At 74.6% G+C, this 23113-nt stretch carries 18 protein-coding genes; 5 read left to right on the top strand and 13 right to left on the bottom strand.

Annotation, left to right across the window (positions count from 1 at the left end; translation table 11 throughout):
* Positions 1-48: 48 nt before the first annotated feature.
* A complete protein-coding gene (locus GA0070609_RS34890; RefSeq protein ID WP_088994363.1) occupies positions 49-3462 on the top strand; it encodes a DUF3892 domain-containing protein in 3414 nt (1137 codons plus the stop codon).
* Positions 3463-3507: 45 nt separating this feature from the next.
* Here GA0070609_RS34890 and GA0070609_RS14870 read toward each other — a convergent pair whose 3' ends face one another.
* The 12 genes from GA0070609_RS14870 to GA0070609_RS14815 all read right to left on the bottom strand — a co-directional run bounded on the left by GA0070609_RS14870 (position 3508) and on the right by GA0070609_RS14815 (position 16738).
* Positions 3508-4206 carry an SDR family oxidoreductase gene (locus GA0070609_RS14870; RefSeq protein WP_088994362.1) on the bottom strand — a complete coding sequence of 233 codons (699 nt, stop codon included), beginning with the start codon at positions 4204-4206 and terminating at the stop codon, positions 3508-3510.
* A 53-nt stretch (positions 4207-4259) separates the two neighbouring features.
* On the bottom strand, positions 4260-4763 hold the full coding sequence (locus GA0070609_RS14865) for a winged helix-turn-helix transcriptional regulator (RefSeq protein ID WP_088994361.1): 504 nt from the start codon (positions 4761-4763) through the stop codon (positions 4260-4262).
* Positions 4764-4880: 117 nt separating this feature from the next.
* Positions 4881-5198, bottom strand: a complete 318-nt coding sequence (locus GA0070609_RS14860; RefSeq protein ID WP_088994360.1) for a hypothetical protein — start codon at positions 5196-5198, stop codon at positions 4881-4883.
* A gap of 257 nt (positions 5199-5455) precedes the next feature.
* Positions 5456-8203, bottom strand: a complete 2748-nt coding sequence (locus GA0070609_RS14855) for a glycoside hydrolase family 38 N-terminal domain-containing protein (RefSeq protein WP_088994359.1) — start codon at positions 8201-8203, stop codon at positions 5456-5458.
* Positions 8203-9348, bottom strand: a complete 1146-nt coding sequence (locus GA0070609_RS14850; protein WP_088994358.1) for a Gfo/Idh/MocA family protein — start codon at positions 9346-9348, stop codon at positions 8203-8205. Before GA0070609_RS14850 ends, GA0070609_RS14855 begins: the two co-directional genes overlap by 1 nt.
* Positions 9345-10256 (bottom strand): sugar phosphate isomerase/epimerase family protein, encoded by a 912-nt coding sequence (locus GA0070609_RS14845; protein WP_197700295.1) that lies wholly within the window; start codon positions 10254-10256, stop codon positions 9345-9347. The genes GA0070609_RS14850 and GA0070609_RS14845 overlap by 4 nt, the downstream gene beginning before the upstream one ends.
* The gene (locus GA0070609_RS14840) at positions 10247-11455 is read right to left on the bottom strand and encodes a CehA/McbA family metallohydrolase (protein ID WP_088994357.1); all 1209 of its coding nucleotides are present in this window, start codon (positions 11453-11455) and stop codon (positions 10247-10249) included. The genes GA0070609_RS14845 and GA0070609_RS14840 overlap by 10 nt, the downstream gene beginning before the upstream one ends.
* A 2-nt stretch (positions 11456-11457) precedes the next feature.
* Entirely contained in the window at positions 11458-12651 is a 1194-nt protein-coding gene (locus GA0070609_RS14835; RefSeq protein WP_088994356.1) for an ABC transporter ATP-binding protein, read from the bottom strand.
* Entirely contained in the window at positions 12651-13532 is an 882-nt protein-coding gene (locus tag GA0070609_RS14830) for a carbohydrate ABC transporter permease (RefSeq protein WP_197700294.1), read from the bottom strand. Before GA0070609_RS14830 ends, GA0070609_RS14835 begins: the two co-directional genes overlap by 1 nt.
* Positions 13529-14446, bottom strand: coding sequence for a carbohydrate ABC transporter permease (locus tag GA0070609_RS14825; protein WP_088994355.1), 918 nt, complete (start codon positions 14444-14446; stop codon positions 13529-13531). The genes GA0070609_RS14830 and GA0070609_RS14825 overlap by 4 nt, the downstream gene beginning before the upstream one ends.
* A gap of 4 nt (positions 14447-14450) precedes the next feature.
* Positions 14451-15848 (bottom strand): extracellular solute-binding protein, encoded by a 1398-nt coding sequence (locus GA0070609_RS14820; protein WP_088994354.1) that lies wholly within the window; start codon positions 15846-15848, stop codon positions 14451-14453.
* Between the two features lie 152 nt (positions 15849-16000).
* A complete protein-coding gene (locus GA0070609_RS14815) occupies positions 16001-16738 on the bottom strand; it encodes a GntR family transcriptional regulator (RefSeq protein ID WP_088994353.1) in 738 nt (245 codons plus the stop codon).
* Positions 16739-16927: 189 nt separating this feature from the next.
* On the opposite strand from GA0070609_RS14815, the gene iolC reads away from it, so the two are divergent.
* The 4 genes from iolC (at position 16928) to iolD (ending at position 21612) form a co-directional block, all read left to right on the top strand.
* On the top strand, positions 16928-17911 hold the full coding sequence (gene iolC / locus GA0070609_RS14810) for a 5-dehydro-2-deoxygluconokinase (protein WP_088994352.1): 984 nt from the start codon (positions 16928-16930) through the stop codon (positions 17909-17911).
* Entirely contained in the window at positions 17908-18795 is an 888-nt protein-coding gene (locus tag GA0070609_RS14805) for a Cgl0159 family (beta/alpha)8-fold protein (RefSeq protein ID WP_088994351.1), read from the top strand. Before iolC ends, GA0070609_RS14805 begins: the two co-directional genes overlap by 4 nt.
* Positions 18796-18871: 76 nt before the next feature.
* Positions 18872-19768: a 5-deoxy-glucuronate isomerase gene (iolB, locus tag GA0070609_RS14800; RefSeq protein WP_088994350.1), complete on the top strand. Its 897-nt coding sequence runs from the start codon at positions 18872-18874 to the stop codon at positions 19766-19768.
* On the top strand, positions 19768-21612 hold the full coding sequence (gene iolD / locus GA0070609_RS14795) for a 3D-(3,5/4)-trihydroxycyclohexane-1,2-dione acylhydrolase (decyclizing) (RefSeq protein ID WP_088997739.1): 1845 nt from the start codon (positions 19768-19770) through the stop codon (positions 21610-21612). The genes iolB and iolD overlap by 1 nt, the downstream gene beginning before the upstream one ends.
* Positions 21613-21668: 56 nt before the next feature.
* On the opposite strand, the gene GA0070609_RS14790 is transcribed toward iolD, so the two are convergent.
* On the bottom strand, positions 21669-23060 hold the full coding sequence (locus GA0070609_RS14790) for a hypothetical protein (RefSeq protein ID WP_088994349.1): 1392 nt from the start codon (positions 23058-23060) through the stop codon (positions 21669-21671).
* Positions 23061-23113: the final 53 nt, after the last annotated feature.

The following is a 23113-nucleotide window of genomic DNA, read 5'->3' as shown; positions in this document are numbered from 1 at the left end:
ACCGCCGGGCCCGACACCGGCCCGCCCCGAACAAGGGAGCCCCTTGCCGTGACAACTCTCCTCGTCCCGGTCGCGCTCGACGTCCTGGTCGTCCGGGAACCCGGTGCCGCGTCCGACTGGGCGGACACCGCGCTGACCCGGCCCATCCCGCCGGCCAGCGGCCGGGTGCAGCAGGATCTGCTGCCCGAGCCGTTCAGCGCCCGGTCCACCGCCCGGCCGGCGGGCGCGCACCTGCACTGGGGGCTCCCCGACGGGCTGACCCGGGGCGTCGCCGACGACACCGGCGCCACCACCTTCCCGCCGGTGCCCGACCGGTGGCTGGTGGTGCGGCTCTCCGGCGCGGCGACGCCCGGTCCGCGCGCCGTGGAGGCGTGGCTGCTGCCGTACGCGGGCGCGATCGAGCCGGTGCGGGTGGACCGCGTGTTGACCGGCCCGACCCTGCCCGCGCCCGGCCCCGCGCCGCGTTCCCCGCTGACCGCGCTCGGCCACGGCGACCTGGGCTGGGCCGGCTACTACGACAACGTGACCCACCGGTTCGCGCTGCACGACGAGCTGACCGGGGTGACCGGGCCGGTGGCGTACCTGGTGGTGGGCTGGTACACCGACCCGACCCGGGACCCGCTGCACGTGACCGGCGAGACGGCGTACGCCGAGCGGATGGAGGACCTCGGCTGGCAGGTCCACGAGCCGGACGACGAGGACGGGGACGAGGACCAGCCGGTGCCTGACCGGTCGGTCTACCACGCGGCGGCGGTCTCCATCGGCTGGCCGACGCCGAACTGGCCCGGCGACGGCGGGCTGCTCGGCCGGGAGACCGACTACCGCCCGGCGCCGGACCAGGTGGCGCTGGCCCTGGGGGAGACCCTGGCCGAGGCGCTCGCGGCGGTCGCCGCCGAGCCGGACGACCCGAGCGAGGCGGCCCGGATGGTCGAGGCGCTGCTGCAGGGCGCGCTGGCCGACGTGACCGGCGCCGACGGTCCCGCCCGGCTGGACGCCTCGCTGCACCAGAGCCGGTTCGGCTCGGCTCCGGCGGCGGCCGGCAACGAGTACATCTGGCAGCCGGCGACCGGCTCCGGCGGGGCCGCCGGTGGCGGGTCGTTCGTGCAGGTGGAGCGGACCCGGCCACGGGTGTGGCACGCGCTGGAGCCGACGCTGGTGGTGACCGGCGGCGGGCGCAGCCCGAAGCACGGCGCGGACGGCCGCTACTCCGAGCTGGGCACCCTGCTGTGCCGGCTGGACGGGCAGACGGTACGCGGGTTCGGGGTCGCCGGCGGCGACGCCGGCCGGGGCGCCGCGGTGCTGCCGCCCACCCCGCTCGCCGGGCTGCTGCCGCAGTACGGCGTACCGGCGGTCGCCACCGACCTGCTCGTCGAGCTGGCCAGCATCGACCCGGGCTCCGCCCCCGACCTGGCCCTCTCCACCGCCACCCAGCCGTCCCCGGTGGCCGCCGCCCGGGCCGCCTGGTGGGCGTCGTTCGACCCGGGCGTGGGCGACCCGACGAGCGCGCCGCCCGGAGCCGTGGTGGAGGGACAGCTGCCCAGCCCGGTGGGGGTGACCCCGCCGAGCCGGCCGTGGAACCCGCTGCTGCTGGAGTGGTCGGGCAGCTACCTGCCGTCCCCGCGCGGGGCGCACGACTGGCCGCTGGGCGAGGTCGACTTCGAGCTGCCCGCCGCGGTGACCGAGCCGCCCGCCGAGACCGGCCGTACGCTGCGCGGGCGGGTGATGCTGTCCGCGTCGGCGGCCGCGCTGCTGGACGGCACGATCGACGCGCAGGACGCCGAGCGGGACCTGCTCTCCGGCGAGCTGGTGGGCATCGCCGAGCAGTTGCGCCGCGACGCCACCGGCCTGGTGGTGGACGCGCCGAACGCCACCGACACGGCACAGCCGCCGCAGCCGCCGCGGGCGCCGGACTTCGTCGCCCTCCGGGCCGGGTACCTGCGGGTGGACCGGGCCCGTCTGGTGGACGGCTTCGGCCGGTTCGTGGAGGTGCTCGGCCCGGAGGTGGCGACGCCGGCGCCGGTGACCCACGGGGCGACGCTGGCCGTGCCGGGGCATCCGGACCTGGCCGCGTTGCGGCCCCGGTTCACAGCGCCGGCCCGGGTGCTGCTGCGCTTCGCCGACGCCACCGGCGCGCTCCGCGACGCCGACGCCGGGATCAGCCCGGTCTGCGGGTACCTGGTGCCGTCGCTGGTGGACCGGACGCTGGAGTTCTTCGACGACAAGGGCAGCGGCTACGGACGGCTGCGGCCGGATCCGGAGACGGTGACCGCCTGGGAGGAGGACCCGGGCCGGCCGGCGACGCTCGGCGCGCCACCCAGCCGGTTCCTGCCGAACCCGCTGCTCGGGCGGTTCGCCGACCGGATGCTGGCCGCCGACCACGCGCTGGCCACCGCCCGCGCCGGGGGTCATCCGGCCGGCGGGGCGCAGAGCGCGCTGGAGTCGTTGCTGCGGGTGCTGGACACCACCCGCTGGACGGTCGACGTCACCGGCCGGGCCGGCGACGAGCACCTGGCCCTGCTGCTCGGCCGGCCGGTCGCGGTGGTGCGGGCGTACCTGAAGGTGGAGGTGGAGGACCCGCGGCAGCCTCCGGAGAACGCGCGGACCGGCGTACCGGTGCGGTTGGGCACGCTGTCCCGGTCGCAGGACGGGCTGCTGGCGTACTGCGTGGGCGACGACCTGGACCGGCTGCACATCGTGGACCCGGCGGTGGCGCTGCTCGCCCCGGGCCTGCCGGACGAGAGCGGGGCGGCCGGGTTGCCGGGCGCCGACCCGATCACCTCGCCGTACGTGGACACCTCCGGGACCTTCACGGTGAACCCCGGGGTGCCGGTGCCGCTGACCCTGCTGATGGTGCCCGGCTCGGACGTGCACGTCACCGCCGGGTTGGTGCCGCAGAAGGCGGTGGGGCTGCTGCGGGAGTGGACCGCGCCGGCGCTGTCCCGGCTGTCCCCGGCGCTGCGCTACGGCCCGGTGCTGCGGGACCTGGAGACGACCCGGCTTCCGCTGCCGCAGGACGTGCGCGGCTCGTGGCACTGGCACCGGCGGAACGCGCCGGGGGAGTGGACCAGCGACTCGGTGGTGCCGACCACCCCGGACGCCTTGCTGCCCAACGAGCCGTCGGTGACCAGCGAGGGCTGGTTGCAGGTGGCGCTGGTCGCCGACACCGAGTACTACGACGCGGCGGTGCCGGTGCGGGTGAGCTGCGTGCGGACGGTGAACGGCACGACCGTCGGGCTGGGCGGGCTGAACGGCGACGGCAGCCACTTCCTGATCCCGGTGCCGGAGGCGATCGAGCTGATCGGCAGCGGCCGGTTCGCGTTCTTCGTGCAGGAGCCGGGCACGGCGCGGGTCGCCATCCGGGTGGTCCGGCCCCGAACGGGCCGGCCGTACCTGCGCACGGTGGCCGACGACGCCTCGCCGAACAACCTGGACAGCCTGCCGGAGTGCAACCACGTGCGGTGAGCCGGCCGGGTGGCGTGGCGCCTGAGCCACCCCACCCGGCCCGTCTCACGGCAGCTGCGGGTAGAGCGCGGCGACGCCGCCGGCGAGCCCGGCCCGGACCTGCCGGCTGACGTCGTCGGCGAGGATCTCGTACGCGTCGGCCTCGATGCCGTCGACAGCGATCCGGGCGATGTCGGCCGGGTCGGACTTCGGCCCGGTGACGCCGGCGGCCATGTCGGTGTCCATGTACCCGACGTGCAGGCCGGCGACCCGGATGCCGCGGTCGGCGAGCTGGACGCGCAGCGCGTTGGTCATCGACCACTCGGCGGACTTCGCCGCGCTGTACGCGCCGACGTGCGGGAAGCTCAGCCAGGACAGCGCGGACAGGACGTTGAGGATCGACCCGCCGCCGTTGCCGGCGATCACCGGGGTGAACGACCGCACCACCGACAGGGTGCCGAAGTAGTGGGTGTCCATCTCCAGCCGGATCCGGTCGAGGTCGGCGTCGAGCAGGTCCGCTCCGGTGCCCGAGCCGGCGTTGTTGACCAGCAGCGTGACGTCCCGGGCGAGGTCGGCCGCGGCGGCCACCGAGGCGGGGTCGGTGATGTCCAGCCGCACCGGCGTGACGCCGGGCAGGTCGACCTGGTCGGGGTTGCGCGCGCCGGCGTACACGGTGGCGCCGCGGGCGAGCAGTTCGGCGGCGAGGTGCCGACCGAAGCCCCGGTTGGCGCCGGTGACGAGGGCGGTGGTTCCGGCGATCTTCATGGGCGTACTCCTGGCTGTTTCGGCGCGTGACTCTCACGCGACGGGGGTGGGGTTCAGGGCGCCGTCGGCGCGTCCGGGCCGCTACGGCGCAGGCCGGGCCCCGGGCGTACGGCGATCTCATCGGCGGCGACGTCGTGGCCGGCGTCGCAGCGCAGCCGCGCGTGCACGGCGGCGCCGCAGTCGTGGTGTTCGAGGCGGATGGACGGCCCGGCCTCGTCGGCGGCCCAGGCGTCGCCCCACTGGCGCAGCGCGGTGAGCACCGGCAGCAGCTCGGCGCCCTTGCGGGTGAGGTGGTACTCGTCGCGGGTGCGCTGGCCCGGTTCCCGGTAGGGGTGCCGCTCCAGCAGCCCGTCGGCGACGAGCTGCTTGAGCCGGGCGGCGGCGACCGGCTCGCTGACGCCGGCGCGCCGGGCGAACGCGTCGAAGCGGCGGGTACCCAGCGACGCCTCCCGCAGCAGCAGGAGGGTGGTGCGGTTGCCGACCACGTCCAGGGCGCGGGCGATCGAGCAGGTGCTGGTCAGCCAGGAGTCCCGGTCGGCGAGCAGGTCGTCGGTCATGCCGGCGACGCTACCGCAGCTGGCTTAGCTTGCCCAAAGTCAGCTCCGTCACAGGGCCCGGACACGACGATGCCGACCACCCGTTCCAGGTGGTCGGCATCGGTGCGACGAGCGTGGTTAGGCGGCGACCCGGGAGGCCGGCCGGCGCTGAGCCGGCGGGGTGGCGGACCAGCCGGTGGCCGGCTCCCTCCCGTCGGCGTCGGCGGCAGCCGACGGCGCGGCGTCGGCCCGCGCCACGCTCAGCGCGTGCTGGGCGTTGTTCCAGGCCGCGCAGGGCCAGGGCTGGCCGGCGCAGAGCAGGTTGCGGCAGCCGCCGTCGCCGTCCGGCTCGTGGGCGTCGGCCACCTCCAGAGCCAACTTCCACAGCAGCGGGTCGGTCACCTCTTCGGGCCGGTCGGCCTGCTGTTCGGGCCGGTCGAGACTGGTTTCGGACACGAATGATCCCCCCTTGGGCGCAGGTGCTGGGCCCACCTTCACCAGTTTCAGCGCGGGTGAAACCCACTTCCGTTACGCCGCGCCGGTTATGAGGGTGTTTTCGCCCGAAAATCCCGGTGTCCGACGGGAACCTAATCCGGACAGGCGGGAGCCGCTGTCCGCCCGGCGGGCCGCACCGGGGTCGTCCGGACCACACCGGCTCGGCCGTTCGGCCACCGACCCGCGGCGGGGGCCCGGCCGGCCGGGCCCCCGCCGGATCAGCTCAGGTCGAGCTGCACCGTGGCGATCTCCCAGGCCCGCAGCGGCACCCGGACCAGCCCGTCACCGTCGACCGCCAGCGGCTCGCCCGGCCGGCCGAGCAGGTCGGCCCGACACGCCTCGCGGACGGCGGCGCCGCCGAGCACCGCGACGGTGTCCGCCGGCGTCTGCGCCACCAGCCGCACCTCGGTGCGGCCGGCGCGGTCCCGCACGCTGGTCAGTGCGACGCCGGGGCCGTCCACGGCGAGCCCGACCGTCGGCGCCGGCAGGTCGATGGCCGCGTCGGCCGTGCCGGGGAAGGCCAGCAGCTCGTGCCGGTACGCCTCGGCGGCCGCCAGCACCCCGGCGGAGTGCCAGCCGCCCCGGTACGGCAGCACCGCCAGCTCGACCGTACGCAGGCCCCGGCACTGCGCCTCGGGCGTGGGCAGCTGCGGGCCGGCCGGCTCGTCGCGCAGCGCGTGCCGGTTGCGCGACAGCATGCCGATCGACCGCAGCAGGGTGACCGCCAGTTCCCGGCCGGAGTCGGTCAGCTCGTACTCGGTGGGCTGGGTGAGCAGCACCGCGAGGGCGCCGTCCGGCCCGCCGGCGGCGACGAACCCGTTGGCCGGGAAGGTGGGCAGCGGCACCTCACCGCCGCCGCCCTCCGCGGTCAGCCCCCGCTCGACCACGGCGAACTGACCCTCGGCGAACGAGGTGTCGGCCGGGGACGGCAGCGGCAGGTGCAGCCGGACCCGGTGGTCGTCGCAGCGGTTGTCGAACTCGACCCGCAGCCGGGCGAACGGCTCACCACAGCGCAGCTCCACCCGGGTGGTGACGACGATCGGCTCGTGGTCGACCGCGCGGGAACCGGCGTCGACGTCCGCGGCCACCGGCCAGCGGTACTCCCGCACCACGTCCAGGACGGCGACCAGCGGCCCGTCGTGGCGGACCACCGTGTGCACCGCGCGCGGCTTGTCGATCACCTCGTCGGCGGCCGGCGGGGCGTAGTTGTAGCTGTCGCCCACGTCACCGCCGTCGACCACCCGGCCGACCCCGTCCACCGTCACCCCGTCCGGGGTGGTCAGCGCCAGCGTGCCGTCCTCGGCGACGTCGACCCGCAGCAGCCCGTTGTCGACGCTGCGGCCGGCCACCGTCACCGCGGCGAACCGGGGATCCGCCGTCGCCGGCAGGGGCACCGGCCGCACGGCGGCGCGCCCGAGCGGCGGCACCTCGACCAGGGCGGCGACGGTGGCGCGGGGCGCGGCGAGGATGCGTACCCGCCACCGGTCGTGCCGCCCGGCGGCGGCCAGCGCCAGCCGCACGTCCGCCACGTCGAAGGCCGGGTCGCCGTGCCGGGCCACCTGGAAGGTCAGGGTGGCGTCGTCCGGCGACACCGACCAGGCGGCGACCTCCTGGCCGTAGAGTTCCCGGCCGTGCACCCGGGTGAGTACGGCCGGCAGGTCGGCCGCCGGCACCACGTCGTCGGCGAGCAGCGTCCGGCCCCGGTCGAGGACCTGGGCGGCGACGCCGCGGCCGGCGGCGTCGGCCACCGCCACGGTGGCGTCGGCCGGTGCCGCCACGTCCAGGAAGACCAGCGCGGTGCGGGCCGCCGGGGTGGGGTTGAACACCAGGTAGCCGTCCCGGGGCACGGCCGCGGCCAGCCGCGCGCCGACCAGGTCGCAGACCGCCCGGCCGAGCTGGTCGGCCTCGGCGAGCCGGGCGGCGACCTGCTCGGCGGTCTCGTCGCAGCCGCAGCCGGTCACCGAGTCATGGCAGCTGGCGTCGATCAGCCGGGTCCAGGCCATGTCGAGGAAGCGCTGCACCGAGGCGTCGTGGGTGAGCGCGGCGAGCGGTTCGGCGTACCGCTCGACCCGCCGCTCGGCGCGGTTCATCGCCCGCTTCAGGTGCGCCCGGACGGAGATCACGCCGGGCAGGATGTTGGCCCGGGCGTGCGAGCGCAGCTCGCCCCGGACGACGGGCAGACCGTCGACGGTGGTCGGTTGGGTGGCGAAGTACTCGGCGAGGGTGCCCAGCCGCAGCCGGGTGTCGGCGAGGTCGGCGGCGGCGAGCAGGTCGGGGGCGTCCGGTGCCGGGGCGGCGTGGTCGGTGCCGTACATCGCCAGCGCCGGGGTGTCCTCGCCGGCGAACCGCCACTCGGCGAGCGTGCCGGCCAGGTCGGCGGCCCGGCGGGTGATCTGCGCCGGGTCCTCCATCAGCCCGGCCGCGTTGCCGTAGCCGCCGGGCAGGTACTCGGTGCGCACGGTGGTGCCGTCGGGCGCCTGCCAGGCGAACGCGTGCCGGTGCATCCGCTCCGGCACGCCGCGGAACACGCAGGCGTGGGCCAGCCCCGCGCCGGCCAGCAGCTGCGGCATCTGGGCGATGTGGCCGAACATGTCGGGCAGGTAGCCGACCGGCATGGCGCCGCCCAGGTCCGCGCTGCGGGCCAGCCCGCGTTCCAGGTTGCGGACGATGTTCTCCCCGGAGCAGAGGAACTCGTCCAGCAGGATCTGCCACGGGCCCACCGCCAGCCGCCCGGCGCGGACCAGGGCGATCACCTGCTCCCGCCGTTCCGGGCGGACCTCCAGGTAGTCGTCGACCGCGGCGAGCTGCCCGTCCAGGGTGAACCGCTGCCGCGGGTCGCGCTCCATCCGGTCGAACACCTCGTCGAGCAGCGCCACCAGCCGCAGCCGGAACCGCTGGAACGGCTCGTACCACTCCCGGTCCCAGTGGGTGTGCGGCACCACGATGATCTCGGTCGGTCGCCCCATCAGCTCGCCGCCTCTCCGCCGATCGCCGCCCCGGTCAGCTCCCCGTAGCGGCGTACCACCTGCTGGCTGGTCCGTACGTCGGCCGCGCCCTCGGCGATGCCGGTCAGCGGCGCGGCGCCCCCGGTCACCATCGCGTGGAACGCGACCAGTTCCTGCTCGAACGCCTCGGTCACCGATCGGAACGTGGCTCGCCGCTCGCCGCCGCCGTGCTCGTCCACCACGGTCAGCGTGGTGGGCGCGTTGAGCAGGTACGGCGAGGGGAACACCAGCTCCAGTGAGCCGCTGGCGTGGTGCAGGGTGACCGTCTCCCGGTAGGCCGGGTAGTCCGGCAGGTTGAGCCAGCGGATGCCGTAGCGGGCGCCGCCGGGCAGTCGCCCGCTGATCTCCACCGACGGCTCGGCCGGGCCGGCCGGGGCGAGCGGCCAGGTGGCCACCTGCTCCACGGTGGCCGGCGCGCCGGTGAAGAGCCGCAGCAGGGAGAGGTCGTGCGAGATGCTGTTGATCAGGATCTGGTAGAGGGTGCGGGCGCCCGGGTCGGCGCCGACGGCGGCGTCCAGCAGCGCCCGGTCGGCGGCGGTGAACCGGGCCGCCTCCTCGGCCGGCACGTCGCTGGGGGCCGGGGGCAGGTTGGCGAAGCGCAGCTGCCGGTCGCCGCCGGCGTGCAGCACGGTCACCTCCACCGCGTGTACCCGCTCCGCGCCGCCCAGCTCGGCGAGCAGCCGTGCCGCCTCGGCCACCGCCGGGTCGTACTGCTTCATGTAACCGACCATCAGGGCGGTGCCACCGCCGGCCAGGTCGGTCAGCCGGTCGGTTTCGGCGAGCGTGTACGCCAGCGGCTTCTCGCAGAGCACCGGCAGCCCGGCGCGCAGCGCCAGCGCGGCCAGCTCGCCGTGCGAGCCGGAGGTGGCCAGCAGCACAGCGTCGCAACCGCCGTCGGTCACCATCCGGGCCGCGTCGGTGTACCGGCGGGCCGGTTCCACGCCGTACCGCTCGCCCAGCTCGGCGACCCGGGTCGGGGACAGGTCGGCCAGCGCGACGGTCTCGAACAGGTCGCCCCGGCGTTGCAGCAGCGGCAGGTGCACGGTGCGGGCGATGATGCCCAGCCCGGCCACCGCGATCCGGATCCGCTTGCCCGGCTCGGTCATCGCAGCGCCTCCTGCAGCCAGCGGAGGTTGGCGTGCTGGTCGGCGCGGATCCGGTCGAGGTCCCGGCCGTCGGCGGGGGCGTCCTGCTCGATCACCAGCCAGCCGGTGTAGCCGGTGGCGTCGAGGCCGGCGAGCACCCCGGCGAGGTCGACGTCGCCGCGGCCCAGGGCGCAGAAGCCACCGGCGGCGACCACGTCCATCAGCCCGCCGCCGGCGGCCCGGACCCGGGCGTGCGCGGCGAGGTCGGCGTCCTTCAGGTGCACCTGGCCGATCCGCCCGGCCCAGCGGCGTGCCGCGGCCACCGGGTCGCCGCCGGCCAGCGCCAGGTGCCCGGTGTCCAGGCAGATGGCGATGTCGGTGAGTTCGAGCAGCCGGTCGGCCTCCGCCTCGGTCTCCACGTCGGTGCCGAGGTGGTAGTGGAACACCGGTTCCAGGCCGCGGTCGCGGCACCGGTCGGCGGCCTGCTGCACCCGGGCCGCGAAGTCCGGCCAGGCGGCGGCGGGCAGCGCCGAGGTCAGGTCGGTCGGGGTGCCGGGGCGGGCCATCCGGGCCGGGTTGCCGGGGCAGGCCAGGGTCGGCCGGGGCGCGAACCGGGGGTCGTCGGCCGGCGCGGCGGTGAACACGTCGAGCGCCGCGTCGAGCTGGGCCAGGTCCTCGGCGAAGCCGGCCGGGTCGGCGAAGCGCAGGTCGACCCAGCCGCCGGCGAGCGCGATGCCGGTCGCGTCCAGCCGGCGGGCGAGGGCCTCGCCGGTGCCGAGGTAGCCGATCGGGCCGGAGTCCACCCCGGTGTAGCCGTCGTCGGCCAGCGCCGCGAGCAGGTCGTCGGGGCCGACGGGTGCGCCGGTGGGCTGGTAGATGCCGTAGTTGACGGGTGCGCCGGCCACCCGTGTGCGTCCGGTCAGCTGCACAGTGCGATCACCTCCATGCGGTGGGACTCCAGGACGTGCAGCCCGTCGCCGGCCGGCAGCAGGCACCGGTCGCCGCGGACCAGCCGGTGCCGCCCGTCCGGGTAGGCCAGCAGCGCGCCGTCGGCGTCGAGCACCAGCAGCTCGTCGCCGAGGCGCAGCAGCAGCGGCCCGTCCGGGTCGGCGGAGATGGCGGTACGACCGCCGCGCAGCGCGTCCAGCACGGCGTGCTCGGGTGCGGCGTCGCGGTCGGCGAGCACCCAGGTGGTGGGGGAGCCGGGCAGCGCGTCGGCGCCGGGGCGGTGGTAGTCGCTGCCGCCGACCGGTACGACGTCCGCCCGCCACGCCCGCGCCCAGGCCAGCGGGGCGCCCCAGGTGCGGTCCCACCAGCCGGAGTGCCAGACCTCAACCAGCGGGGTGCGGTCGGCCAGCGGCTGCCGCCAGGCGCAGTCGCCGCCGAGCGGGTGGTTGACCGACATCAGCCCGCCGTCGCGCCGGGCGGCGGCGAGCCACTCGTCCGGTGGCCGGCGGAAGTCGACCCAGCTCACCGGGCCGAAGACGTTGGCGTGCCCCCGGTCGGTGGTCACCTCCTGGCCGGGCAGCAGGCTGATGCCGTAGCGGGTGGAGGCGGCCGGCAGCCACGGGTGGTGGCTGACGGTGTTGTGGTCGGTGACGGCGAGGAAGTCCAGGCCGCGGGAGGCGGCGAGGGCGGCGAGTTCGTCGATGGTCTGCGCGCCGTCGCTGTGCACGGTGTGCGCGTGCAGGTCGCCGGCGAGCCAGTGCCGGCCGTCGACGCCGGGCAGGTCCCGGCGGGGCGGCCGGTCCGGGCGGGGCGGCGCGGCGGGCGGCTCGGGTGCGGGTGGCGCGGCGGTGCTGGTGGTGGCGGTGACCTCGTACGCCAGCCCGTCGGGCGGGATGCGGTGCAGCCGCAGCAGCACCTGCCACTCGCCGGGTTCCAGTTCGCCGGGGAGGTAGCCGGGGGTGGCCCAGTCGGCGGTGATCGTGTAGCCGTCGCGGGCGCCGCCGGACCAGCCGCGGAAGCCGGCCGGCCCGACGCAGCCGAGGTCGAGCACCCCGGCCGCGCGCGGGTAGTCCAGCCGGACGGTGAGCGCGGCGGTGCCGGGCGCGACGGTGACCGGCAGGGACCGCAGCACGTCGTCGGCCCGGTCCTGGAGGGTCCACCTGCCCCGGTGCGTGACCATGTTCAGCCCTGTACGCCGGCACCGGCGCGTGGGGCCGGCACGCTGGCCGTCTCGCCGGCGGTGACCAGGTCGCCGTCGCGGTAGAGCAGTGACCGGCCGGGCCGGGGCACCACCCAGCCGGTGTCGCCCGGTTCGGGTTCGCCGCCCTCGGCGACCACCACCTGCACGCTGGTCCGCCCGCCGCCGTCCCCGGCTGTGCCGCCGTCGCCGGTCGCGTCGGCGTCGGCGGCGTCGGCGGTGTCGTCGCCGGGCACGTCCAGCGAGACCAGGGAGACGCTGCCCAGGTTCTCCACCACCACGACCTGTCCGGTCAGCGCGCCGGGGACCGGGGTGGGGGAGTAGTCGAGGTACTCGGGCCGCACCCCGTACACCAGCCGCTCGCCGTCGGTGACCTGGCCGCGGGCGTCGTCGGGCAGCGGCAGCCGGGCCCGCCCCACGGTCAGTTCGTCGCCGTCCACCTGGGCGTCGACGAGGTTCATCGGGGTGGAGCCGATGAAGCCGGCGACGAAGGTGTTGGCGGGGCGGCGGAAGACCTCGGTGGGGGTGCCGACCTGGCGGATCCGGCCGCCCTCCATGACCGCGATCCGGTCGGCCAGGGCGAGCGCCTCGGCCTGGTCGTGGGTGACGAAGACGGTGGTGACGCCGAGTTCGCGTTGCAGCCGCTTGAGGAAGGTGCGCGCCTCCAGCCGGAGCCGGGCGTCGAGGTTGGACAGCGGCTCGTCGAGCAGGAACACCTGGGGGTGGCAGGCCATCGCCCGGGCCAGCGCGACCCGCTGTTGCTGGCCGCCGGAGAGCTGCCCCGGGCGGCGGGCCAGCAGCCCGGACAGGCCGAGTTCGTCGGCGGTCTCGGCGGCCTTGTCGGCGCGGGAACGCCGGTCGACCTTCTTGATCCGCAGCGGGTAGGCGATGTTCTCCTGCACGGTCATGTGCGGGAAGAGGGCGTAGTCCTGGAAGACCATGGCCACGTCCCGCTTGCCCGGGGGCAGGTTGGTGACGTTGCGCTCGCCGATGTGCACGCTGCCGCCGGAGGCGATCTCCAACCCGGCGATGGTGCGCAGCAGCGTGGTCTTGCCGCAGCCGGACGGGCCGAGCAGGGCGAAGAACTCGCCGTCGGCGATCTCCAGGTCGAGGGCGTCCAGGGCGCGTACTCCGCCGGGGTAGACCTTGGTCAGTTCGCGCATGGTGATGGCGGACATCAGCGCTTGATCCCTCCGTGGAAGCGGAATCCGTACCGGCTGCTGACGAAGACGAACATGAGCGCCACCGGCAGCGAGTAGAGCAGCGAGAAGGTGGAGAGCAGCCGCAGGTCGGCCTGGCCGCCCTCGGTGTAGAGGGTGTACATGATCACCGCGGCGGGGGCCTTGTCGGGGCCGCGCAGCAGCAGGAACGGCACCAGGAAGTTGCCCCACACGTTGGCCACCGCCCACACCCCGACGGTGGCCAGGCCGGGGCGGACCACCGGCACCACGATGTGCCGCATGATCTGCAACGGGCTGGCGCCGAAGACCCGGGCCGACTCCTCGTAGGACGTCGGGGTGGAGTCCATGAAGTCCTTGAGGATGAAGATGGCCGCGGGCAGCAGCCCGCCGCTGAGGATCAGGATGACGCCGAGCCGGGAGTCGATCAGGTTGAGCCGGAAGGCCAGCTCGAACAGCGGCACCATGGTGGCGGTGCCGGTGACGATCGAGGACAGCAGCAGCAGCCCGTAGAGCAGCGCGTCGCGGCCGGGCACCCGCACCCGGCTCAGCGCGTACGCGGCGAGCGCGGCGAAGACCACCACCAGCGCCGCGGTGCCGCCGGCCAGGTAGACCGAGTTGAGCAGCGAGCTGAGCGCGTACGGGTTGTCCAGCAGGGCGCGGAAGTTGTCCAGGGTGAACTGCGGCAGCGACGCGGTGATCGTCGGGGTGTCGTCGAACGGGGCGGTGGCCAGCCAGAGCAGCGGCAGCGCGAAGAACCCGAGCACGACGCAGAGGAACGTGTAGCGGCCGATCCGGGCGAGCACGTGCCGTACGGCGATGGTCGGGCCGTCGCCGGTCGGCTCGGTGGTGGGTGCGGACGGTGCGGTGGTGGTGGTCACGCCGGCTCCTTCCGCCGGCCCAGCATGCGCAGGTAGACCAGCGCGATGACCAGGTTGATCAGCAGCATGAGGAACGAGATGGCGGCGCCGAAGCCGAGTTCGCCGCCGGAGAGCGCCACCTTGTACACGTAGACCGGCAGGATCTCCGAGCGCTGCTCGGGGCCGCCGGCGGTGATCAGGAACGGCGCGAAGTCGTTGAACGTCCAGAGGCTGATCAGCAGCAGGTTGGTCAGCACGTGCCCGCGGATGCGGGGGAAGACCACGTCGCGCAGCTGCTGCCAGGTCGACGCGCCGGCCAGCCGGGCGGTCTCCAGGTGCGAGCGGGGGACGTTCTCCAGCGCGGCGGCGTAGAGCATCATCGAGAACGCGGTGCCGCGCCAGGTGTTGAAGATGATGATCGACAGCATCGGGTAGTCGAGCAGCCAGGCCATCCCGGGGATGCCGAGCAGCGCGTTGAGCGTGCCGGCGTCCCGGTCGAGCAGGGCGATCCACAGGAAGGCGACCACCGAGCTGGGCAGGATCCAGGAGAGCAGGACCAGCCCCTCGACCAGCCGGCGCAGCGGTCCGCGCCGGTCGCGCAGCGCGAACGCGATGGCGAAGCCGAGCCCGGCCTGGCCGATGACCGCCGAGCCGAGGACGAACTGGAGGGTCAGCAGCAGCGAGGTGCGGAACCGCTCGTCGCCCAGCGCCTGGGTGTAGTTGTCCAGGCCGACGATCTCCGGGTTGGCGGCGGCCAGCCCGGTCAGCCGGTAGTTGGTGACGCCCAGGTAGATCGTCCACGCCGCCGGCACCACCAGGAAGACCAGGATCAGCAGCATGGCGGGGACGAGGAACCCGGTGGCCCGGGCCCGGCCCAGCCCGGCGGCGTCGGGGGCCGGGGAGGCGCCCGTTGCCGGGCGCGCTCCCTCGACCATCTCGTCAGGAGGTGACGTTACCTGGACCACCGACGAACCCTTCGACCTTCTTCTGGTACGCGCTGGCCGCCTCGTCCACGCTCTTGCCCGCCGTGACCTCGGCGGTCGCCTCCTGCAGCGCCACCGAGACCTGCGGGTAGACCGCCAGCGGCGGCCGGTACGCGGTGATCGGCAGCACCTTCTCGGCGACGAAGTTGAGCATCGGGTCGGCCGCGAGCACCTCCTTGTTCACGTCGGTGCGGGCGGTGATCCGGGCGGCGCCGGCCAGTTCGGCCTTGACCGCTTCCGCCGAGTGCATGAACGACAGCAGCTCCCACGCCTGGGACGGGAACTTCGAGTTGGGGTTGAGCACCCGCACGCCGCCGCCGGACATGCTGACGAAGTCCTGGCCGCGGATGCCGGCGCCGGGCTGCTTGGCCGGGATCATCGCGTAGCCGACGGTGGTGTCCCGGTCGGCCATCTTGGCGATGCCGTCCTTGGGGTTGACCACGCTGCGCCAGAAGTAGTCGCCCTCGGCCAGGATGCCGATCTTGCCGGCGGCGAACTCCGCGAAGGACTTGTCCCGGCCCTTCGCCTCCTGCTGCAGCTTCGGGTCGCCCAGCCCGCCGCCGTAGACCTTGGCGTAGAAGTCGAGCATGTCCTTGACCGGCTGGCTGGCGCCGGCCCACTTGTTGTCCTTGTAGACCTCGCCGCCGGCGCCGACCAGCAACGGCAGCGCGCCCTGCATCGAGGTGGCCTCGCCCATCGCGGTGCCCGCGTTGATCTGGATCGGGGTCACCCCGGGCAGCGCCTTGAGCTTGGCGCCGGCGTCGAGGATCTCCTGCCAGCTCTTCGGCTGCCAGTCGGCCGGCAGGCCGGCCTGGGCGAAGAGCTTCTTGTTGTAGTAGAGGACCCGGCCGTCGGTGCCGAGCGGGATGCCGTAGCGCTTGTCCTCGAACGAGCCGAGGCCCTGCACGGTGTCCGGGATCTGCGACCAGCCCTCCCAGGAGTCGACCTGGTCACCGGCCACCTCGGACAGTGGCTTGAGGTAGCCGGCCTGGACGAACTCGCCGACCCAGATGCCGTCCACGGCGATCACGTCGGCGCCGCCCTTGGAGCGCAGGTCCAGGGCCAGCTTGGTCTTGTACTGCTCGTCGTCGACGCCGCTGGGCACGAACGTCACCTTGGCGGTGACGCCCTTGGCCTTCTGCGCCTCGACGAACTTGGGGATGACCCAGTTCTGGATCCACTCCGCACCGGCGGCGTTCTTGCCGCCGGCGATCGCGTTGGCGGAGATGGTGAGGGTGATGTTCTTGGCGTCCTTGCCGGCGGGCTCGTCCGAGCCGCCGCAGGCCGTGGCGGTGAGAGCGACGGCGGTGAGCGCGGCGAGCACGCCTGCTGCGTGTCTCGGCTTGGCTGACATGGGCTGCTTCCCTTCGCAAGGAGAGACTTCGAAGAGACTCGCGGGTCGCCCGCCGGCCGCACGTCCGGCGCCGGCGGTGCTTGCGGCCACAATGTCATGACAGCTTGACGACGTAAATACCTGTCACTGAAATGAGCGCGAAACACTGACCGTCACCGCTCGGCGACCGTCACCTCCAGCGAGTACCGGCTGGCCCGGTAGATGTGCGCGCCGTGCTCGACGTAGCGACCCTGGTCGTCGTACGCGGTACGGGTCATGGTGAGCAGCGGCGCGCCGCGCCGTTCGCCGAGCATCTGCGCCTCGGCGGCGGTGGCGGCCCGGGCGCCGATCCGCTGCTGGGCGCCGCGGATCCGCCGGCCGCCGGCGCGCAGGATCGCGTACAGGCCGTCGGCCTGCAACGCCTCCATGGTCAGCCGCGGCACGTCGACCGGGAGCCAGTTCTCCATCACCGCGAGGGGCTCGCCGTCGGAGAAGCGCAGCCGGCGCAGGTGCTGCACCTCGCTGCCGGGCGGCAGGCCGAGCGCGGTGGCGACCGCCGGGGGGCAGGGCACGACGGCCAGCTCCAGCACCGAGGTGGACGGACGCTGGCCGGCCCGGACCAGGTCGTCGTGCAGGCTGGTCAGCTCGACCGCCCGGCGTACCTCGCCACGCACCACCTGGGTGCCCACGCCGCGGCGGCGGACGATCAGTCCCTTGTCGACCAGGTGCTGGATGGCCTGCCGCACGGTGGGTCGGGACAGGCCCAACCGGTCGGCCAGCTGCAACTCGCTGTCCAGGCGGTCACCCGGGGCCAGGTCACCGCGCTGGATCGCCGCGGCGAACTGCTCGGCGACCTGGAAGTAGAGCGGGACCGGGCTGCTGCGGTCGACCGCGATCTCGGGGCCGGTCACGGAAGCCTCCTCGTTGCGGCTGCGCGGGATCGGGGCGTGATGATGGGCGCCACTGTACCGAAGCGGTCACCGAGCGCAGAGCGCGGATGTCATGACAACACATTGACACAACTCGCACGGCACTGTTACCAATCAGGGACGGCAAGAGCCGGCGGGTACGCCGACGCCGGCCGGGACGGAGGGCGCCGCATGCTCGATGTGCTCACCATCGGCCGGGTCGGGGTGGACATCTATCCGCTGCAGGTCGGCACCCCGCTGGCCGAGGTCGAGAGGTTCGGCCGGTTCCTCGGCGGCAGCCCCACCAACGTGGCCGTCGCGGCCAGCCGGCAGGGGTTGCGCGCGGGGGTGATCACCCGCACCGGCGCCGACGCCTTCGCCGACTACGTGCACCGGGCGCTGCGCGAGTACGGGGTGGACGACAGCCAGGTCCACCCGGTCGACGGGCTGCCCACCCCGATCACCTTCTGCGAGATCTTCCCGCCGGACCACTTCCCGCTCTGGTTCTACCGCACCCCCACCGCGCCGGACCTGCAGATCCACCCTGACGAGCTGGACCTCGACGCGATCGTGGCCGCCCGCGTCTTCTGGCTCACCGGCACCGGCCTGTGCCAGCAGCCCAGCCGCGCCGCGCACGCCGCCGCGCTGGCCGCCCGGGACGGGCGCCCGCACACCGTGCTGGACCTCGACTACCGGCCGATGTTCTGGCCCGACCCGGCCACCGCCACCGCGGCCGTCGCCGAGGTGCTGCCCCGGGTCACCGTCGCCGTCGGCAACCTCGACGAGGTGGAGGTCGCGGTCGGCACCCGCGACCCGGACCGGGCCGCGGACCTGCTGCTGGCCCGCGGGCCCCGGCTCGCGGTGGTCAAGCTCGGGCCCGCCGGGGTGCTCGCCCGCACCGGGCAGCAGAGCGTACGGGTGCCGCCGGTGCCGGTCGACGTGGTCAACGGGCTCGGCGCCGGCGACGCGTTCGGTGGCGCGCTCTGCCTCGGGCTGCTGAACGGCTGGCCGCTGGAGCGGACGCTGCGTTTCGCCAACGCGGCCGGCGCCATCGTCGCCTCCCGCCTGGCCTGCTCCGCCGCCATGCCCGACTACGCCGAGACCGCGGCGCTGGCCGGGGACGCCACGCCGCCGCCCGCGCCGTCGACCGCCGTCCTGACAGGAGAAGACCGGTGAGCACCGAGTACGCCGCGCTGACCCGCACCCGCGCGCACCGGCCACAGGCGATCGCCGAAGCCGCCGCCCGCCGTACCCGCCGACCCTGGCCCGAGCCCGGCCGCCCGCTGTTCGTCATCGCCGCCGACCACCCGGCCCGGGGCGCCCTCGGGGTACGGGACCGGCCGATGGCCATGGCCGGCCGCGCCGACCTGCTCGACCGGCTGCGCCTGGCGTTGTCCCGGCCCGGCGTCGACGGCGTGCTCGGCACCCCGGACATCCTGGAGGACCTGCTGCTGCTCGGGGCGCTGGAGAACCGGCTGGCCATCGGTTCGATGAACCGCGGCGGCCTCTCCGGCGCCAGCTTCGAACTCGACGACCGGTTCACCGCGTACGACGCCGACAGCATCGCCGCGATGCGCTACGACGGCGGCAAGATGCTCTGCCGCATCGACCCGGACGACCCGGGCACCGCCTCCACCCTGCAGTCCTGCGCCCAGGCGGTGACCGCGTTGGCGGCCCACCGCACCGTCGCCCTGGTCGAGCCGCTCTGGGTGGCCCGCACCAACGGCCGGGTCAGCGCCGACCTGCGCCCGGAGGCGGTCATCAAGGGCGTCAGCGTGGGGCAGGCGCTCGGCGCGACCAGCGCGTACACCTGGTTGAAGCTGCCGGCGATCGACGAGATGGAGGCGGTGATGGCCGCGACCACGCTGCCGGTCCTGCTGCTCGGCGGCGACCCGGTGGAGGCGCCGGACGTGGTGTACGCGCGCTGGCAGCGGGCGCTGCGGCTGCCCGGCGTGCGCGGCCTGGTGGTCGGCCGGGCGCTGCTCTACCCGCCGGACGACGACGTGGCCGCCGCGGTGGACCTGGCCGGCTCGCTGCTGCCCACCGGCCAGGACGCATGAGCGAGCGGCAGCGAGCGAATCATCATCACAGCGGGCGTGGAGCCTCATTCCCGCCCGCAGCGAAGCGAGGACGGGCATGAGGACCGCCGACGCCCACCTGCCCTGGGGCGGCACCGCCCGCCCGCCCTGGGCGCTGGAGGTCACCCCCGAGTGGGCCGGCTGGCGGTACGCGGGCCTGCGGGTGCTCACCCTGCCCACCGACGGCGAGCTGACCTTCGCCACCGGCGAGGAAGAGATGCTGGTCGTGCCGCTGGCCGGCGCGGCCACCGTGCACTGCGACGGGCTGCGGCTCAACCTGACCGGCCGCGAGTCGGTGTTCGCCGCGGTCACCGACTTCGCCTACCTGCCCCGCGACGCCACCGCGACGATCCGCGGCGCGGGCCGCTTCGCCCTGCCCTCGGCGCGGGCCACCCGCCGGTTGTCGCCCCGCTACGGCGCGGCCCGGGACGTGCCGGTGGAGCTGCGCGGCGCCGGGTCGGCCAGCCGGCAGGTCAACAACTTCTGCGCCCCGGACGCCTTCGCCTGCGACCGGCTGGTCGCCGTCGAGGTGCTCACCCCCGGCGGGAACTGGTCGTCGTACCCGCCGCACAAGCACGAGGAGGACCGCACCCACGCCGACGGGCGGGTGGAGGCGGCGCTGGAGGAGATCTACTACTTCGAGGTGGCCGGCGGCGCGCCCGGTGACGGGCCGGTCGGCTACCAGCGGGTCTACGGCACCGCGGAGCGGCCGATCGACGTGCTGGCCGAGGTGCGCACCGGCGATGTGGTGCTCGTACCGTACGGCTACCACGGGCCGTCGATGGCCGCGCCCGGCTACGACCTGTACTACCTCAACGTGCTGGCCGGGCCGGGCGCGGCGCGGACCATGGCCTGTGTGGACGACCCCCGGCACGGCTGGATCCGGGGCAGCTGGGCCGACCAGCAGGTCGACGAGCGGCTGCCGCTGACCCGGCCCGGAACGAAAGAGGTGTGATGCCCAGGTTGACGGTGGCGCAGGCGGTCGTGACGTTCCTCGCCCGACAGTGGTCCGAACGCGACGGGCGGCGGCAACGGCTGATTCCGGCCTGCTTCGGCATCTTCGGCCACGGCAACGTCGCCGGGATCGGCGAGGCGCTGGCCGCCGCCGGGGCCGACCTGCCGTACCACCTGTGCCGCACCGAGCAGGGCATGGTGCACACGGCGGCGGCGTACGCCCGGATGACCGACCGGTTGAGCACGTTGGCCTGCACCACGTCGATCGGGCCGGGCGCGACGAACCTGGTCACCGGTGCGGCGGGGGCCACCATCAACCGGCTGCCGGTGCTGCTGCTGCCCGGCGACATCTTCGCCACCCGGGTGGCCAACCCGGTGCTGCAGGAACTGGAGGATCCGCGCTCCTACGACGTGAGCGTCACCGATGCGCTGCGGCCGGTCTCCCGCTACTGGGACCGGATCAACCGGCCGGAGCAGTTGCCGGCGGCGCTGCTGGCCGCGATGCGGGTGCTGACCGACCCGGCGGAGACCGGTGCGGTCACCCTCGCCCTGCCGCAGGACGTGCAGGCCGAGGCGTACGACTGGCCCGACGAGCTGTTCGCCGAGCGGGTCTGGCACGTGCCCCGGCCGCTGCCGGACATCGCGGCGTTGGCCCGGGCGGCCGGGATCGTCCGGGCCGCGCGTCGGCCGCTGGTGGTGGCCGGCGGCGGGGTGATTTACAGCGGGGCGACCGAGGCGCTGCGCTGGTTCGCCGAGGAACATGGGGTGCCGGTGGCCGAGACCCAGGCCGGCACCGGCGCGATGCCGTACGACCACCCGCTGGCCCTCGGCGCGGTCGGCGTCACCGGGACCACCGCGGCCAACGAGATCGCGGCCGACGCGGACGTGGTGCTCGGGGTGGGCACCCGCTATAGCGACTTCACCACCGCCTCCGGCACCCTGTTCGGCGCCGACGTGCGCTTTGTCAACCTGAACGTCACCGGCTTCGATGCGGCGAAGCTCTCCGGCGCGCAGGTGGTCGGCGACGCCCGGGAGAGCCTCGCCGCGCTGGACGCGGCCTGCGCCGGCTGGGAGACCCCGCCGGAGTACCGGGAGCGGGTGACCCGGCTGCGCGAGCGGTGGGCGGCGGTGGCGGACACCGCTCGGCACGCCGCGCCGGACGTGGCGCCGACCCAGACCGCGGTGATCGGCGCGGTCAACGACGCCGCCGGCGACCGGGGGGTGGTGGTCTGCGCGGCCGGGTCGATGCCCGGCGATTTGCACCGGCTGTGGCGCAGCGCCGACCCGAAGAGCTACCACGTCGAGTACGGCTACTCGTGCATGGGCTACGAGATCCCCGGCGGGATCGGGGTGAAGCTTGCGGCGCCGGAGCGCGAGGTGTTCGTGCTGGTGGGCGACGGGTCCTACCTGATGCTGCCGAGCGAGCTGGCCACTGCGGTCGCCGAGGGCGTCAAGCTGGTCGTGGTGCTGGTCGACAACGCCGGCTTCGCCTCCATCGGGCGGCTGTCCGAGAGCGTCGGCGCGCACCGGCTCGGCACCGCGTACCTCGACCGGGCCGGAGCGCCGCTGCCGGTCGACCTGGGCGCCAACGCGGCCAGCCTCGGCGCGGAGCTGATCCGGGTGTCGACAATGGCGGAGCTGCGCGCCGCCCTGGACGCGGCGAAGGCGGCGACGCGTACCACCGTGGTGCACGTGACCACTGACCGGTTCGAGGCCGGTCCGGACGCCGGCGCCTGGTGGGACGTCCCGGTCGCCGAGGTGTCGACGACGGAGCAGGGGCGGGCCGCCCGGACGGCGTACGAGGCGGGGCGTAAGGGCCGGCGCAGTCACCTGCGCTCCGCCTGACCCGGCCGCCGCGGCGTCGGCAGGTACGAGCCCGGGATCGCCCGGCCGTCCGTTGCTCAGCCGTCCAGCCGCACGGCTGGGTAGCGATGGCGATGCTGCGCGAAGAATCGGTCGAACTGGCTCAGCGAGAGCGGTTCGGGGATCGGGTGCCGGGCGGGGATGGACCGTAGGGCCGACTGGAAGCGGAAGAAGGTCGAGAGGTCGCTCGGGTAGCGACGAGGATCCACGCCGGCGAACGAGCCCGACACGTGCGCGCGTCGCAGCAGTTCGTGCCACCGGTCGACGGGTGCCAGTCCCACGGATTCCACCCCGTGGCAGAACAGCGCGAGGTGGAGGTGGTCGTAGGTGTCCGACTGATCGAGGTGGCGGGCGAGGGCGTCGGCGGAGGATTGGACGGGGAAGGTGCTCCAGTAGGGCACGCAACCGGTCCGCAGCGCCCACCAGGGGTCGAGCAGGATGAACGACTCCACCAGCAGTCGATCGGCCGGCAGGCCGCGTTGGCGGTACCACCAGCGGTACAGGTCGGCGACGAGTGGGCTGAGGTCCTCGGGTTCGTCGAAGACGAGTCGCCGTACCTGGTAGCCGTGCCGGCGCGCGAACGCGATCGCGTCGTCCCGTAGCGCCGGTTCGAACCCCCACTCCGCCTCAGGGCTCTCGCCGTCGGGCGTCGGCGCCTCCCACCGGGTCCGCCCGGCTCTGTAGCGGCGCAGGTACGCGGCTGTTCGGGGGTCGCCTTCGTGGTATTGCGAGGGCTCCAGCCCGCCGAGGGCACCGAACTGGAAGACGTGTCGCTCGCCGACGCGGGTCGTCGGCCATCGCCGGGTGCACTCGGCGAGCAGCAGCACACCGCCGGCATCGAGCGTCCGGTTCAGGAATCGCTCGTACGCGGGTCCGAGCCGGGTGCGTTTGACCCGGAAGTAGGCCATCCGCCGTGACGTCAACCGGTCCTGGTTCGGATCATGCAGGTGGTGCAGGACGAAGTCGGGGTTGCGCGCCAACAGCGCCCGGGCGGTGGTGTCGAAGGCGTGTACGGCGCGCATCGGATCATCCGGGGGCACCTGCCGCTGACGGAGCGGCAGCAGCAGCGTCTGGGGCAACCACGCGATACCGAGAGCCGCGCAGAGGTGGACGAGCGCGCCGTTGGACGAGCCGACGGCGACCGCCGGATATCGGCGCTGCGGGTAGAGGCCGACGATCCGGGCGGCGACGTCCTCGATGTCGAGGGTGGCCGTCCGCGCCGCCGGCCGCGCCTCGGCGCCGCTGGCGAGGCTGTAGATCGTCTCGCGCAGCCGGACCGGAAGCCGGGTCGCGGTGGCGGCTACCGGGCGCAGCAGGCGGCCGGTCGGCCGGCCCATCGGTGGCGTGTCGCGATCGTGCAGGAAGCGGGCGATCGACATGACCATCGCGGAAGCGGAGTCGAAGGTGGCCACCTCACGGGGTAGTTTCATCTCACCTCCCGCGGGCGGGTACCCCGAAAGTCGCCCGGTACGCCCGATTCCGT

It is taken from the genome of Micromonospora echinaurantiaca, assembly GCF_900090235.1.
GTDB classification, from domain to species: Bacteria; Actinomycetota; Actinomycetes; order Mycobacteriales; family Micromonosporaceae; genus Micromonospora; species Micromonospora echinaurantiaca.
The sequence above is the reverse complement of the archived record's forward strand: the minus strand, read 5'-3'. Positions and strand labels throughout refer to the sequence as shown.

Bases quoted from the DNA above. Each gene is read 5' to 3' on its own strand.
- GA0070609_RS14790 (WP_088994349.1), bottom strand. From the start codon at position 23,060: ATGAAACTACCCCGTGAGGTGGCCACCTTCGACTCCGCTTCCGCGATG.
- GA0070609_RS14835 (WP_088994356.1), bottom strand. From the start codon at position 12,651: ATGTCCGCCATCACCATGCGCGAACTGACCAAGGTCTACCCCGGCGGA.
- GA0070609_RS14865 (WP_088994361.1), bottom strand. From the start codon at position 4,763: ATGACCGACGACCTGCTCGCCGACCGGGACTCCTGGCTGACCAGCACC.
- GA0070609_RS14855 (WP_088994359.1), bottom strand. From the start codon at position 8,203: ATGGGGCGACCGACCGAGATCATCGTGGTGCCGCACACCCACTGGGAC.
- GA0070609_RS14825 (WP_088994355.1), bottom strand. From the start codon at position 14,446: ATGGTCGAGGGAGCGCGCCCGGCAACGGGCGCCTCCCCGGCCCCCGAC.
- GA0070609_RS14840 (WP_088994357.1), bottom strand. From the start codon at position 11,455: ATGGTCACGCACCGGGGCAGGTGGACCCTCCAGGACCGGGCCGACGAC.
- iolC (WP_088994352.1), top strand. From the start codon at position 16,928: ATGCTCGATGTGCTCACCATCGGCCGGGTCGGGGTGGACATCTATCCG.
- iolD (WP_088997739.1), top strand. From the start codon at position 19,768: ATGCCCAGGTTGACGGTGGCGCAGGCGGTCGTGACGTTCCTCGCCCGA.
- GA0070609_RS14850 (WP_088994358.1), bottom strand. From the start codon at position 9,348: ATGACCGAGCCGGGCAAGCGGATCCGGATCGCGGTGGCCGGGCTGGGC.
- iolB (WP_088994350.1), top strand. From the start codon at position 18,872: ATGAGGACCGCCGACGCCCACCTGCCCTGGGGCGGCACCGCCCGCCCG.
- GA0070609_RS14870 (WP_088994362.1), bottom strand. From the start codon at position 4,206: ATGAAGATCGCCGGAACCACCGCCCTCGTCACCGGCGCCAACCGGGGC.
- GA0070609_RS14820 (WP_088994354.1), bottom strand. From the start codon at position 15,848: ATGTCAGCCAAGCCGAGACACGCAGCAGGCGTGCTCGCCGCGCTCACC.